The sequence below is a fragment of the Mesotoga sp. BH458_6_3_2_1 genome (genome assembly GCF_003664995.1).
Taxonomy (GTDB): Bacteria; Thermotogota; Thermotogae; order Petrotogales; family Kosmotogaceae; genus Mesotoga.
This window is the reverse complement of the sequence record NZ_JFHL01000018.1, coordinates 1-13951: the sequence shown is the minus strand read 5'-3', so window position 1 is coordinate 13951 and position 13951 is coordinate 1. Positions and strand designations below refer to the sequence as shown.

Here is a 13951-nt window from a genome sequence, read left to right as displayed (position 1 = left end):
AAACTAATCCTTTAGCTTCAGTTTTCCTACAGCTTCCAGTCCAGAATTGGTCCCGGTACCTTCAAAGAGAAGTGTGTTGCCTTCGTATACTTTCAGATGAATCTCGGATGTCAACGACTCGTCGATCTTGCCACTCATACTACCCTGTACCGGCGAAATAAGCTGCGCACCAGAAGTCTTCCTGGCATCCACATGTATCGTAAATTCTCTCTGCTTCAACTCAACTGAAATCCTATCACCGGATGTATCAACTCTGTTGATTCTTGCTCCCTTATAGGTAGTGAATCTGTAAAGCTCTCCTTTACAAAGAAAGGCACACAGACAACCAGTAAAACTTCTCCCTAACCAAGGAATCGTTGCTATGGATAACATAAACGACGTCCTGGCATGATCGAAGTTGTTGCTCTGCATCCAGACCCATGCTTCTGGAAAGGATCTTCCCCAATCCTTCTCTATATAACCCTTTCCGCCATATAGATTTATTACTTCTCCACTCACTTCAACTTCTCCCTCCAGAGAGTGGTCCATGCTGACGACACCGTGATAGCACTCCATGAAAGGAGCAAATGAAAACGGGCCCATAATTCCCGGGGAGTAGAATCTTACGGGCCAGAGGTAAGGGTGTATTATCTTGATCTCTCCAGCGATCTTGACTTTCTCATTCTTCATATTGAGACTCACTCTTTCTGTTGAAAAGTAGTTATCTACGATTTCGACTGCGAATCGCTTTGTGTCCGAATGAAAATCCTTGAAGGGATAAGTGAAATTTCCTGATTCATTTCTGTTACCTGAAAGGAACTGGATAAAAGAATGCGATTCGTTTTTTGAGGAACCTGTTGAGACGCCTGGAATTACTGCAAAGGACTTTTCTTTTCTCTTGTCAACAAACTTGAAATACCACCCCTCAAAGAAGCGCTTCTTCAGAGAATTGCCATGATATAGATATGAATTGAACAGCGCACCGAGACTCATAAGGCACCTCCCTGAGAGTATTTTACCTTTGACTTCCAGCAATGTGCTAGGTTAGCCAGTGTACAATTTCTTCTGGACAGCTGAATGTTAAGATTGATTATCATTAGGCAATTCGCTCGCAGTTTGGTAAGGCCATCTGAAATAGATATAGACTGCAGCTCTTCTGTTTTGGTCTTTTCCAGCTGACGGCTATTTTGGATGATGTTGGTTTACTCAATATAGTGCATCTTAACCAAAGGAGGTACAAAATGGGAAGTAAAGTTCATGTGAAGGTCAAGTTCACAGAAGGCTTCACCGGGACAGGAATAACGGATTTCGACTACAAAGTGAAAATCGGTTCAGACGGTGCGGCACCTTACGACCTGCTGCTAATGAGTTTGGTATCGTGCTTACATGCTACATTCCTTGATATTCTTAACAAAAAGAGAATTGACTTCACTGCTGCAGATATTGAAGTATGGGGAGAAAAGAGAGAACAAGTCCCTACCACTCTCAAGCTATGCGAGATAAAGGTCGGGATAAAGGGAGTAGATCTATCTCACAGAAGTTCAGTTGAGAAGTCTTTTGAGCTTGCAACAAAATACTGTTCAGTATACAAAACCGTTTCCAGCGTGGCAGAAATAGTCTGGGAAGTGAGTTTTGACTGATAAGCGACAATCTTGTCGAGAGGTGGGATCTTATGAAGAAAATGGGTGAGATGCTCTTGTCTCCAAATAGCGGTTCAGAAATTATGATGGGAAACACCGCGGTTGTGAGAGGTATGCTGGAAGCGGGAGTCAGGGCGGTTACATCATACCCCGGCTCTCCCACTCCAGAGATTGCAGCTGCAATAGCTTCGATCCCCGCGGAAAGAAATCCAATGTACTTCGAATTTTCAGTAAACGAGAAGGTTGCCACAGAGGTTGCCTTTGGAGCTTCTATCAATGGTCATCTTTCGTGTGTGTTCTTCAAGAGCGTCGGACTAAACGTGGCAGCCGATACTTTCGTTCAACTTTCTCTGATGGAACTCATCGGAGGCATGGTTGTTGTGCTTGGTGATGATCCCGGGGCAAATTCATCCCAGAATGAACAAGACAATCGTCATATAGCTCATCTTTCCTACGTACCAGTTCTGGAACCCTCAACTCCTTCCGAAGCCTACTCGATGTTTCTCGAAGCATCGAGACTTTCGCAAAATTTGCACATGCCGATTATTGTGAGGCTTTCGACTCACGTGTGTCATGCCAAAGAAAGGGTATCGTTTGGAAAGCTGAATACTCATGACCGAGATAATAAGCCGAAATTCGGAGTTGAAAACGGGCCGTATGTTCCAATTACAGCCGATGCTCTGAAAATGAAACGAAGAGCACTGAAAAAACTCGAAGAATTTAGAAGAATGGCCCAAGCTTCTTGTTTGAACAGAGTCATAGAAGGCACTGACACTTCAAGAGGAATAATAACAGCTGGGGCTCCCTACCTATCACTTCTAGACGTTATCGGCTCGTCGGATACACGACCCGACATCCTTAAATTGGGAATTGTTCACCCACTTCCGGAAAAGGAAATTGTAGATTTTCTCTCTTCTCATGAAGAGGTCAAAATACTTGAAGAGCTTGACAATCTTATTGAGAAAGAAGCCAAAGCCATTGCTTATGACAACGGACTGAAGACTAAAATCATCGGGAAGTTGGACCTTGAAGATTGGATCGGAGAATACACTCCTGATAAGGTTGAAGAAGTCCTGTCAAAGACCTGGCAAGATCTTGTTGAACCTTCCAAACCAAGAATTAAAGGAGTTGAACTGACACCAAGACCGGCACAAATGTGCCCTGGTTGCGGCCACCGATCCGCATTCCATTCAATAAAGAAAGCGCTGAAAGACTCCGACATCACAGTAGCAGATATCGGATGTCACACGCTGGGTTACCTGGAGCCTTACAAAATTGGCCAAGTGCTACTCTGCATGGGTCATTCAAGTGGCACGGCTTCTGGCCTTTCCCTGTTCAACAATTCTAGAAGAGTTGTGGCTTTTCTCGGAGATTCAACTTTCTTCCACGCAGGATTGCCGGGAATAATAAACGCTATTTTCAACAAGCACAATTTCACTCTGATAATTATGGAAAATGGCACAACAGCCATGACGGGTCATCAAGATCACCCGGCTGTCGGCCGTAATTTTAGAGAGGTGACCCAAAAAATCCCTGTAAGACAGGTCCTAGAGGGACTTGGAGTAGAGAATATCCGAGAAGTCGATACTTACAACCAGTCAAAGTTAACTCGATTCGTTGAAGAAGCTCTTGAAGAAGAGGGATTCAAGGTGATCATCGCGAAGCATCCCTGTATGCTGAAATTTTCACGTGAACTTCGGAGAAAGGGCCGACCTCTTCCGAACCCTGTCCGGGTAAGCGAGAAATGCAATCGAAAACTTGTTTGTGTCAGTGACTTCGCATGCCCAAGCTACCAGATAGCCGATGATGGATCAATATGGGTTCAAAAAGATCTCTGCATCGGAGACAGATCGTGTATTCAGACGTGCCCATCAGAAGCAATTGTCCCCGATGACAAGTGAAGGATGTGAGATAATGAAGAAATTTGATATTTACATCACTGGAGTTGGTGGTCAGGGAATAGGATTGCTAAGCGAGGCATTGCTTAGAGCAGTTGATCACTCCGGACAAAGAGCTATTGGTGCCGACACCCATGGATTGGCACAGAGAGGTGGGATGGTTTCTTCTCACCTCAGAATTGGGAGCAGCGTTAACTCCGTTCTGATAATGAAGCATACTGCCGATATGGTAATAGCCCTTGAACGTCATGAGGCTCTTAGGGGTATGGTGGATTACTTGAAAGAAAAGGGAACTCTTGTATACTATGACACCGTCTGGCAGCCACTAGATGTAAGACTGAGAAAGGCGAGAGAGATCAAGAATGAGGATATCGAAAGAGAATCTCGCAAGAGAGATGTAAGGGCGATTCGGGAACTTGAAGAGGATTTGAAGGATGCCCGAATGCAAAATGTAGTGTTAATGGGAAGAATAGCCCGTGACGGTCTTATTCCAGGAGTTTCAGTTGATCATTATGAGCGTTCTCTCTCGGACCTTATGGATGGAGATCTACTGACGAAGAACCTTGAGCTTTTCAGAAGGCTTTCCAGACGAGAGTAATCCAATATGGTTTTCGATGCTGCTGTAATCGGAGCTATTGGAATCGATACAAACGTCTATCTATCGGGAAACGAGGTTGATTTCTCGGTAGAGACCAGTTTCGGAGAGAATCTCGACTGTATTGGGCAAGCCGGAGGATATTCATCCCAGAGTCTCAGAAGACTTGGCCACAGAATCTGTTTCATAGGTTATGTGGGAGAAGACTATTTTGGAGAGCACATTCGAGAGGTGTTCTTAGATCAGGGTATCGATATATCTCTGTTGGGAATCGATCCATTGGGAACAAAGAGAAGCGTAAATCTTATGTACAAGGACGGGGGACGAAAGAATTTCTATGACGGAAAGGGGTCTATGATCCTTGAAGTCGACACAGAAGCTGTTTTATCCTATCTCTCTGGAACAAAGCTGGCTCACATTAACATCGTCAACTGGACTAGAAATCTACTTAGGCCTCTAAAGAAAGCCGGGCTCACTCTGTCGATAGATATTCAAGATGTCATAGATCCAGATGATTCCTACAGAGAAGATTACGTTAGAGAGGCCGATGTACTATTCTTTTCTTCAACAAACTTTAGCGATCCCTCCTTCCTTATCGAAAAATACCTAGAGATCCGAAGCGATAGAGTCGTAATCTGTGGATTGGGAAATAAAGGTTGTGTCGTAGGCAATGATAAAGGGATCGAATATTTCGATCCTGTTGAACTAGCCGAGCCAGTCGTTGACACAAATGGTGCAGGCGACAGTCTCGCAGCAGGATTCCTGTCCAGTTATTTTTTCGATGGGTATTCAATAAGAGAATCTGTTCTGAGAGGTCAGATAGCGGCCCGGTATTGTTGCTCAAAGAAAGGGGTGTCTTCGGAACTGATAACTAAGGATCATCTTGATCTACTCTTCAAAGAAAAGAGTGAAGCTTCGGAGCAATTATCGTGAGTACATGCAAGATCTGTATCACATAACAAGCGAAAATGCCGGCTCTACGCCGGCATTTTCGATTCTATTCAGGTCTTACATCTGGAAAAATCAAAACATCCCTGCTGGGAGAGCTCTCGAAGAGAACCTCATTTGTTGTGTAATCAAGTACGACTATCCGGTGCAGACCTTCAAGATCTGTCTCGGTGAAGTAAAGGAGACTTCCTTCTATCTTTAAAGAAGGCACCGGAGCATCCATGAATAAAGCCCTGTCAGAGACAATTTTGTCTTCGCCTGTATTTAGATCAAAAACGTGGAGTGAATCATAGGAGAAATCCATGTATTCTTCGGGGTATTCAAAGTAGATTATCTTGTCATTATCTCCGAATCCGGCCCATAAGGCCGGGGAATTTGTATCCAAAGTAGACTCGTCTTCAAGTCTTACGATATCTCCATCATAATCAATTGCGTACACTTCTTCATCAGACAAGAAAACAAGATCATAGTAGCTCTCGAGCGCTTCGATAACCTCTCCCGATTCCACATCTATTATTGAGTAGATATCCCAGCCAGTAGATATTGCAATTCTGGATCCATCAGGGGACCAGGCAACCGGAATCATTGAATACTCCGCAGGTATTGACCACAGAATACTCATATCGTTATTTACCATAGAGATAGTCTCTCCCCAGGTATCCATAATCAAAAACCTGCTCCTATCAGGTGAGAGCGAGTAGACGTCAAATCCATCAAATCTTGCCTTTCTTTCTCCTTCTACAAAAACTCCTTCCATGTTTTCGGAGATATAAACATAGGTTCTAGCATCCAAAAACTGCCCATAAATTGCGTTGGCTACATTACCCTGAAGTACTCCCGCAACATCGTAGAACCCTATACTAATCTTTTCCATATCGAAATTTACTGAGTTGTATGAAATTACTGCCTCTTCCTCGGAAAGTATCTCTACCAATTTCTTAGGTTCCGGCACTCTCGAAATCCAGGATAAGATCCAGGGAAGTTCTTCATAGTTGACCATAAACTCCTGGATGTTTGAGGTTAGCGACGCTTCATCATCAGCAAGAACGATGGCGCTGAATAATGCGCTTACATGCTCCGGAATATAAACATAGTAGATCAAGGACAACGCCTCATGAATATCCGATCCATCATCAAAAGCTTTGCCCTGTAGAAACCAATCGACGGCATCTTCGTAGTAGCCGCCCTCCAGATCTAGAATTCCATTGAGGTAATAAAACATGGGCTCTGAATGAAGCAGTTCTGAGTTCTCGTCCAAAAGGCTTCTCGCCGTTGAAAAATCGTAGTCATCCAACAATCCAACAATATAAGGTATAAGATAATCTGTTTCTCCAAAATCCTCTACCAGAATTCTTGATACTATTAACTGCAGTTCAGCTGGATAAAGCTCGACAGACTCATCGTGCAGAAAGACATAGGCTTCGACTTGATTTTCTCCAAGTCTACCTACGGCTTCTCTAACTATCTCTTCCGACAGGCTCCAGTTGCTGTTCATTGTTTTCAAGTAGAGTAATAGTGAATCTCGTTTTGGTTCAAGATCATACAGCCTTTCCGATATCTCCTCGGCATAGTCTGAGTAGTAGTTGTCGATAAGTTTCTCTATTCCTTCTTTGATCACTTGATACATGGTTTCGGGTATTTCATCTACCGACGAAACTACCTCTTTCAAGATTGTTCCATAGCTCTCTAAGTCATAATCTTCATCATAGATTTTCAAGAGGGCCTGCAGGCTCTCGAAATCCAGAGGATTCTCTGCCAGCTTGGCCTTCAATTCTTCAACTTGTGCCATTCCAACTAAGGGAATAATTAGCAGCAAAATCACAAAGATCAATCTCTTCATAGAAACACCTCCTCGGCCAATTTTAACGCGGTCGTTGATGGCCGAGCTACCAGAGGCAAGTGTCTATTATTGCAAAAGCACAGAACCATTTACTGAGAGACTAGCTCGCTCCCGACAAAATGAATGAGTTCCGACAGGTGTTTCTCCGAGAAATCAAATTCTATTCCGGCGCTTTTGAATAACTCATCGAGGGGCCTTGAGTAACCCATGGAAAGAAACCTCTTATACTCTTCGATGGCTTTAGGACCCCGCTCCCGGTAGTTCTTGTAGATCGCAAGTGCTCCTAGTTGAGCTATGCCGTACTCAATATAGTAGAATGGGTTCGTAAATATGTGAGGCTGAAGGAGCCATCGAATTTCCTTCAAATCTTCCAGATCTGTCCACTCAACACCGGTGTTGAAACGATCAAAAATCTCCGCAAATTTCCTATCCCTTTCTTTAGAAGAGTGATCTGGATTCGTATATATCCACTGCTGGAAAGAGTCGACAACCATACACCAAGGCAGGAAACTCAAAGTGCCAGTTAACTCCTCCAGTCTGGCAATCCTAACCTCATCGGCCGAGTAATATTCATCCCAGTAATCCATCGTCAGAAGCTCCATCGACATTGAAGCAAGTTCAGCAGCTTCATGTGTTGCATGTCTGTAGGCAATCAACTTCTCATTAACGGTTGCAAATGAATGCATTGCGTGGCCCGATTCATGAAGTATAGTCCGTACATTTGCCGGCGTTCCCGTTGCATTCATAAAAATGAAGGGGGCACCGGTTTCGTCAAGCGGGTAATTGTAACCACCGGGAGCCTTCCCCTTTCGGTTTTCAAGATCAAGCAAACCATTTTCCTTCATCTTGAATAGATTTCTGCCGAACTCGGGGTCAACTTTCTCAAGAATTCTTATTGCCTTTTGAACAAATTCCTCCATCGTTCTGAAGGGTTTTAGTACTTTTCCAGAGGGCTCAACACTCAAGTCCCAGGGTCTCAACTTCTGCAGTCCAAGCTGTTTCCTTCTTTTTTCGTTGAGTTCAGCAACGAATGGTACAACAATTTTTTCCACCGATTCATGAAACCTAATGACATCGTCAACCGAGTAGACGAACCTGTTCTTCTTCAGGTGCATATAGTCCCTGTAACTTCTAAATCCCGCATTTTCGGCTTGTGGTACTCTGACCGCCAGAAGTCTGTCAAAGAGTTCTTCCAGATTCTTGTGCACTTCTTTCAACTTGCTCATGGAAAGCCGCCACGCTTCTTCCCTAACTGAACGGTCAGGCTCAAGTTGAAACTTAGAGAGCTGCGATAGAGTATACTCGTGATCTCTATAATTAACCGTTAGAGAACCAATAATGGCCGCATATTCAGAAGCCATCTTCTTCTCCTGAATCTCCAGGGCGAGATTCTCTTCTCTGAAGAGCTCCACGGTATTCGACACTATGGCATCGAAGTTTTCATATCTGTGGCTGTCGAGATCATTTCTGAAGGGGCTGGAATGATACTTATTCATTAATTTGATCTTGTAAGGCTCAGATCTTGAGTAGACCTCTGCGTAGAACCTTGAGTACTCGAGTCTCTTATCTTCGTTGTCCGCAAATCTAGTCATGTCTATGTATTTCCACGCGAGTTGCTCTTGAAGGATCATGAAGAGCTCACTCCAATAGTTGAGAAAATCCTCGAGCGAATCCCCGTCAGCAATTTCGAATTCTTCCAGTTTCTTCAACTCGCCCTCCAAATTCTCCCATACAGACAGATCAAGATCTTCAGCAATATATCTCCTTTTATGCTTTTCAATGGTGGATTCGGACATTTACTAACCTCCCGTCTCAAATATGTGTATTAAGTGTTAATTTAATTATACTATACACTGCTTAGCCGGCTGAGGAACAACCTCTATAAGTCAACTCCCTGGCAGTTTATGAAGCAGTTACTCGAAATTTCATTTGTGATGATAGACTTATGATTGAAGGAGGCATTGAATTGTCAAGAGTCGCAGTCGTAGGCGAACTGCTTATCGACCTTATATCTAGCAGCGTCGTGAAGGATCTTGGCGAAGCATCTTCTTTTGGAAGATTCTTCGCGGGTTCTCCGGGAAACCTTGTCTTGAATCTTAACGATCTTGGTGTAGATACAGCTCTTCTCTCAAGATTGGGTGACGATTTCTTTGGAAGAGCGTATTTGACACATCTGCGCTCCAGAGGCATCTACACCTCATTTGTCCAGCTGGACCCTCACGCTCATACTTCGGTTGTGTTTGTTTCGAAGTCACAATCGACTCCTCAGTTCATGGCAATTAGAGGGGCTGACTGTTTTCTCGAAGAACCTGAAGACATTCATAATTTTCTGAACAGTGTCGAATTCATTTATTTTACATCATGGCCGCTCTCAAGGAAGAGAACAAGAGCCGTCTGCATGAAATTGATCGCTCTTGCTTTGAAAATGGGAATTAAGATTGCATTCGATCCTAATTACAGAGAAGTGCTGTGGGAGACAAACCAAGACGGCAAATCCTTCATTAAAGAGTTTATGAGGTACTGCTTTATCGTCAAGCCTTCCGAAGATGACTCATATCACATTTTCGGCCCCGGGAAACCTTTGGATTACATTGGCAGATTCCATGAGGCCGGAGCAAGGAACGTTGTTCTGACTCTCGGCCACAAAGGCACGATTATATCTGACGGAAGAAGAATTGAAACACTTCCGCCTTGCGCTAGAAGAGTCGTAGACATCACAGGGGCAGGAGACGCTTTTTGGTCGGGTCTTCTCTTCGGATTGCTTAATGGAAAGGACGTATTCGAATCAGCTGTTTATGGGAACTACTGTGCGGCTTTCAGAATCGAACATGAGGGAAAAGATGTAATATTGCCTTCTGTGGAAGCGCTGAAGGCAATTTTCGAGGCGGGTGATAATTGATGAGAGTTGCGTTTATAAATCCCCAGGGGAATTTCGACAGGAACGACAGTTACTGGACAACACATCCCGACTTTGGAGGTCAATTAGTCTATGTGAAGGAGATCGCGTCGGCCATGTCGGAAATGGGAATCAATTGTGACATTGTTACAAGGAGGATAGTCGATGATAGATGGCCGGAGTTTTCCGATGAATTCGATTCTTACCCGGGAAGAAACAACCTGAGAATCGTTCGAATCCCCTTCGGCCCCGAAGGCTTTTTGAGGAAAGAAGAACTCTGGCCCCATCTGGGTGAGTTCGCAAAAAGAATAAAAGAGTTCTACCATGCAGAACGCACACTACCGAATTTCGTAACAACTCATTACGGAGATGGTGGGCTGACTGGAGCAATGCTATTTAGGGAGACTGGAATTCCTTACTCCTTCACGGCTCACTCTCTTGGTGCTCAAAAACTTGATAAACTACTCCAAACTGGAGCAGACAGACTCCAGATCGAAAGAGAGTTCAACTTCTCCTTCAGAATCGCGGCCGAAAGAATTGCAATGAAGTATTCAGCAATCAACTTCGTTTCTACATCTATGGAGAGGTTTCAGCAGTACAGTCATAGACTCTACAGGGACTTCTCTGACGTTGGAAACGACTCAAGGTACTCTGTTGTTCCTCCAGGAGTCAATACAGATATATTTACTACGAACTCAACCGAACTAGATGGAATGATCGAAAGAAAATTCAGGAAAGCCGTCGAAAGGTTTTCAGATCTGTCCCGACTTCAACTTCCCATGATTATTGTGGCAAGCAGGCTTGAGCAAAAAAAGAATCACATTGGATTGGTAAGGGCATTCGCAAAAGACAGAGAATTGAACAGCACAAGCAACCTGGTAATTGTAACTCGCGGTCTGCACGATCCATACGAGGAATACAGTTCACTTGAAGAACCGGATCGCTCAGTGCTTAGAGAAATCATAGATCAGATATCGAGAAACGAAATAATGGACAGAGTCATCTTCATGGATATTGAGAACCAGCTTCAACTGGCCGCTCTATACAGAATTGGATCGAAGAGAAGATCGGTATTCGCTCTAACTTCTCTCTATGAACCTTTTGGCCTCGCCCCGATTGAAGCGATGGCCTGTGGTCTGCCAGCAGTGGCAACGTCTAGCGGAGGCCCCGTAGAAACTCTGAGAGAAAACAACATAGAATACGGAATACTTGTCGATCCGCTTGAAACAGAAGACATTGCTCGTGGGATTAAGAGAGCTATCTTTAGCGGCAGCGATTTCTGGGAAGAGATGAGTTCCAGGGGCGTTGATCGCGTCACTGAAAAATATACGTGGAAATCAGCTGCCGAAGGCTATCTTAATCAGATTAAGGAAAAGATTAGGCACGAACATCCCGAGCCGGAGATCCCAGAGTGTTTTTTTACCGGAATCGACATTCCTTTCATTGAGTAATTGTGATATCTCATGATTCTTCGTTCTTCGGGCGCTCTTTTGAGGTTAAATTTTCTTATGGGTTATGCCCACAACTTTGAAGATGGAGGAAAGCAGTGAAGTACAACTTTGATAAAATTATCGAAAGAAGAGGAACGGATTGTATCAAATGGGACCATGCAGATCTCTTTTTTGGGAAAAATGACCTCCTGCCGATGTGGGTAGCCGATATGGATTTTGAATCACCACCTGAAGTCGTAGAAGCGATTGTAACCAGGGCCAAACACGGTATCTACGGATATACCGCACGATCGGACAGCTACTACGAATCTATTGTGAGCTGGCTCTCTAGAAGGCATGGATGGGAAGTAGAAAAAGAGTGGATTTCACATGCACCCGGAGTAGTCCCGGCAGTTCATATTGCCATCATGGCACTCACTCATCCGGGAGACAAGGTCATTGTGCAGACACCAGTATATTATCCTTTCTTCAAAGCAGTTGAAGAAACGGGCCGTCAGTTGATTCTGAACCCTTTGATTGAGTCCGGCGGAAGATACACAATGGATTTCGAAGATCTGGAAAGGAAGATTGATTCGAGAACAAAGATTATCATCCTCTGCAGTCCCCACAATCCGGTAGGGAGAGTTTGGACAAGAGATGAACTTTCAAAGCTCGGAGAGATCTGCTTGAGCAGTAACATCAAGATTATTTCTGATGAGATTCATTCGGACCTTGTGCTTGGTAACAACAGACATATACCGATCGCCACGATATCTGAAGAGGTTTCTTCTATCACACTTACATGTGTAGCTCCAAGCAAGACCTTCAATCTCGCGGGACTTTCTTCGGCGGCGGTGATTTCATCTTCTAGCACACTTCTAAGTGAGTACTCGAACATGTTGAGTTCTGTCGGAGCCGGAATGTCTAATGTTTTTGGCACAATCGCACTTCAAACAGCTTATAACAAGGGAGAACACTGGCTTGAAGAATTGCTTGAATACATCAGTGGAAACTTCGAGTACATGAGAGATTTCTTGAAAGCAAACTTCCCGGAAGTAAAGGTCACCGAGCTTGAAGGAACGTATCTTGCATGGATTGATTTTAGGGGTACAGGCATGAGTGTGGAAGAGCTCAAGAATTTGCTGTATGAAAAGGCAAAGGTTGGTTTTGAAGACGGCTCTATATTTGGCATCGAAGGTGAAGGATTCATGAGAGTAAATCTTGCATGTCCTAGAGCCATCGTTGAAGAGGCCATGAAGAGGTTAATCAATGTCTGGAAATCCTGCTGATTGTTTAATCGGCTACGACCATTTAGCTTGTGGTTTTACATGCAGAAAAGAAGTACACAGATGCTTAATAAATGGTCACGCTGAGTTAATTGACATACATCTTGGATAGACTAGAATTGGTCGAGGAACATCGATACTGGTATGCAAAATCACATTCTTTTGAGACATTTCTCTTATTTGACTTGATTATACAAAGACAAATTTCCTAGACCCCACCCCTGTTCGGAAATTCCTAAACTGAAAAGCGGGCCCTCAAATAGAGGGTCTGTTTTCACTTATGACTTGATGCCCAAGAATTGATGTTATCTCTTCAGCCTGAACGAGGTATATCTCCTATTATCCGTAAACACTAAGTCAAGTCCAGAAATTTCTGAAATGACCTTCATAGTGTTGCTGGTAAAGAATGATATATGACTCATATCTCTAATATAATACCAGTCAAGAAATTCTTCATCATCCAAAGGGTGAAAAAGAGTCATTATTGAAAGCAGTCCATCGTCTTTGAGACAGCCTGCTAGCAGTTTGAAATACTCCAAAGGATCACCAAGGTGTTCGAATACTTCTGTTGAGGTAATTAGATGATACTTCTTTCCCGAGAAGACCATGTTTGGCGCGAAGAACAGATCATAACTATCCATATCAAAACCATAATCTCTATCGAGAATCGTTGCCAATACAGGTGAGGGACCACTTCCAAAATCAAGCCCGCTTCTTCCACAAGAAACGAAATCAATCACGGCAGAATCGATGAAATCCTTGAAATAGGCAACATATCGGGGATCGTCTATGCTGTTATTGTGTTTCCTATATATCTTCAACTCATCTTCCTGAGAGATTCGATTCTCCGCATCCTTTGAAATGAAGCCACACATGTCGCAGTAGTGATATTCAAGTTGAAATTTCTTGTGAAGAATCTCTCGAGTGGCGGAACCACATATTATGCACTTACTCGTCATAAATCGATCATTCCATATACCACCCGCCTTCTTTCTTGATTATACATTTGAAAGTGAAATGATTTCCATACTTTGGAGTTTAATTGGATTACTGGACCACCTTCTGCTTTCATTGAATATCAACTCCATATTCTCAAAGCAAAATCACAGTATTTCGATTCAAATAGCGGTACATTCAGACAATATTTTGATCGACTTCTACAGTTTATTCCCAGAAGAACTTCCTGATTCCGTCAAAATCACTATTTGATTGATCTATAAAACAAATACTTATTTTTATAGAAGAAATAATTATAGTGATCGAAGATATTTTTATTTATGTGCTTGACTTTTCATTATTTTATGTGATATATTATGAATGTAGAACTAGAGTTTAATAAAAGGAGGTGCGGAAATGAGAAAAGTTAAGGACCCAGCTTCCATCGAAAGAGCCCTTCAGAAGTTCAAAGAGAAAGTAGCAAGAGAGTCCTTCCCACATTA

The 13951-nt window shown here is 43.3% G+C and carries 12 protein-coding genes; 8 read left to right on the top strand and 4 right to left on the bottom strand.

Annotated features, from left to right (window positions below; all coding sequences use genetic code 11):
- Positions 1–3: 3 nt before the first annotated feature.
- Complete coding sequence (locus Y697_RS08960) at positions 4–972, bottom strand: tocopherol cyclase family protein (RefSeq protein ID WP_121551289.1); 969 nt, start codon at positions 970–972, stop codon at positions 4–6.
- Positions 973–1220: 248 nt separating this feature from the next.
- Between Y697_RS08960 and Y697_RS08955 the strand changes: the two genes are divergently transcribed.
- From Y697_RS08955 to Y697_RS08940, 4 genes are read left to right on the top strand one after another with little or no spacing between them, the layout of a single operon-like run.
- Entirely contained in the window at positions 1221–1619 is a 399-nt protein-coding gene (locus Y697_RS08955) for an OsmC family protein (protein ID WP_121551288.1), read from the top strand.
- A gap of 32 nt (positions 1620–1651) precedes the next feature.
- Positions 1652–3520 carry a thiamine pyrophosphate-dependent enzyme gene (locus tag Y697_RS08950; RefSeq protein ID WP_121551287.1) on the top strand — a complete coding sequence of 623 codons (1869 nt, stop codon included), beginning with the start codon at positions 1652–1654 and terminating at the stop codon, positions 3518–3520.
- Between the two features lie 13 nt (positions 3521–3533).
- Positions 3534–4115, top strand: coding sequence for a 2-oxoacid:acceptor oxidoreductase family protein (locus Y697_RS08945; RefSeq protein WP_121551286.1), 582 nt, complete (start codon positions 3534–3536; stop codon positions 4113–4115).
- 6 nt (positions 4116–4121) lie between these two features.
- Positions 4122–5045 carry a carbohydrate kinase family protein gene (locus tag Y697_RS08940; protein WP_121551285.1) on the top strand — a complete coding sequence of 308 codons (924 nt, stop codon included), beginning with the start codon at positions 4122–4124 and terminating at the stop codon, positions 5043–5045.
- Positions 5046–5109: 64 nt separating this feature from the next.
- Here Y697_RS08940 and Y697_RS08935 read toward each other — a convergent pair whose 3' ends face one another.
- Entirely contained in the window at positions 5110–6900 is a 1791-nt protein-coding gene (locus Y697_RS08935; RefSeq protein ID WP_121551284.1) for a hypothetical protein, read from the bottom strand.
- An 89-nt stretch (positions 6901–6989) separates the two neighbouring features.
- Entirely contained in the window at positions 6990–8696 is a 1707-nt protein-coding gene (locus Y697_RS08930) for a M3 family oligoendopeptidase (RefSeq protein WP_121551283.1), read from the bottom strand.
- A 170-nt stretch (positions 8697–8866) separates the two neighbouring features.
- On the opposite strand from Y697_RS08930, the gene Y697_RS08925 reads away from it, so the two are divergent.
- The 3 genes from Y697_RS08925 to Y697_RS08915 all read left to right on the top strand — a co-directional run bounded on the left by Y697_RS08925 (position 8867) and on the right by Y697_RS08915 (position 12515).
- Positions 8867–9799: a carbohydrate kinase family protein gene (locus Y697_RS08925; protein ID WP_121551282.1), complete on the top strand. Its 933-nt coding sequence runs from the start codon at positions 8867–8869 to the stop codon at positions 9797–9799.
- Positions 9799–11247, top strand: coding sequence for a glycosyltransferase (locus tag Y697_RS08920; RefSeq protein ID WP_121551478.1), 1449 nt, complete (start codon positions 9799–9801; stop codon positions 11245–11247). The genes Y697_RS08925 and Y697_RS08920 overlap by 1 nt, the downstream gene beginning before the upstream one ends.
- Positions 11248–11342: 95 nt before the next feature.
- Complete coding sequence (locus Y697_RS08915; protein ID WP_121551281.1) at positions 11343–12515, top strand: MalY/PatB family protein; 1173 nt, start codon at positions 11343–11345, stop codon at positions 12513–12515.
- 302 nt (positions 12516–12817) lie between these two features.
- Here the strand turns inward: Y697_RS08915 and Y697_RS08910 are convergent, their stop codons facing one another.
- Positions 12818–13333 (bottom strand): class I SAM-dependent methyltransferase, encoded by a 516-nt coding sequence (locus Y697_RS08910; RefSeq protein ID WP_259462415.1) that lies wholly within the window; start codon positions 13331–13333, stop codon positions 12818–12820.
- A gap of 121 nt (positions 13334–13454) precedes the next feature.
- Here Y697_RS08910 and Y697_RS14710 point away from each other — a divergent pair, with 121 nt between their 5' ends.
- Positions 13455–13721: a hypothetical protein gene (locus Y697_RS14710; RefSeq protein WP_183083783.1), complete on the top strand. Its 267-nt coding sequence runs from the start codon at positions 13455–13457 to the stop codon at positions 13719–13721.
- The last annotated feature ends 230 nt before the right edge of the window (positions 13722–13951 follow it).

What these genes read in the sequence shown, in the direction of transcription:
- Y697_RS08960 (WP_121551289.1), bottom strand. Translation starts at nt 972, where the DNA reads ATGAGTCTCGGTGCGCTGTTCAATTCATATCTATATCATGGCAATTCT.
- Y697_RS08955 (WP_121551288.1), top strand. Translation starts at nt 1,221, where the DNA reads ATGGGAAGTAAAGTTCATGTGAAGGTCAAGTTCACAGAAGGCTTCACC.
- Y697_RS08950 (WP_121551287.1), top strand. Translation starts at nt 1,652, where the DNA reads ATGAAGAAAATGGGTGAGATGCTCTTGTCTCCAAATAGCGGTTCAGAA.
- Y697_RS08945 (WP_121551286.1), top strand. Translation starts at nt 3,534, where the DNA reads ATGAAGAAATTTGATATTTACATCACTGGAGTTGGTGGTCAGGGAATA.
- Y697_RS08940 (WP_121551285.1), top strand. Translation starts at nt 4,122, where the DNA reads ATGGTTTTCGATGCTGCTGTAATCGGAGCTATTGGAATCGATACAAAC.
- Y697_RS08935 (WP_121551284.1), bottom strand. Translation starts at nt 6,900, where the DNA reads ATGAAGAGATTGATCTTTGTGATTTTGCTGCTAATTATTCCCTTAGTT.
- Y697_RS08930 (WP_121551283.1), bottom strand. Translation starts at nt 8,696, where the DNA reads ATGTCCGAATCCACCATTGAAAAGCATAAAAGGAGATATATTGCTGAA.
- Y697_RS08920 (WP_121551478.1), top strand. Translation starts at nt 9,799, where the DNA reads ATGAGAGTTGCGTTTATAAATCCCCAGGGGAATTTCGACAGGAACGAC.
- Y697_RS14710 (WP_183083783.1), top strand. Translation starts at nt 13,455, where the DNA reads ATGCACTTACTCGTCATAAATCGATCATTCCATATACCACCCGCCTTC.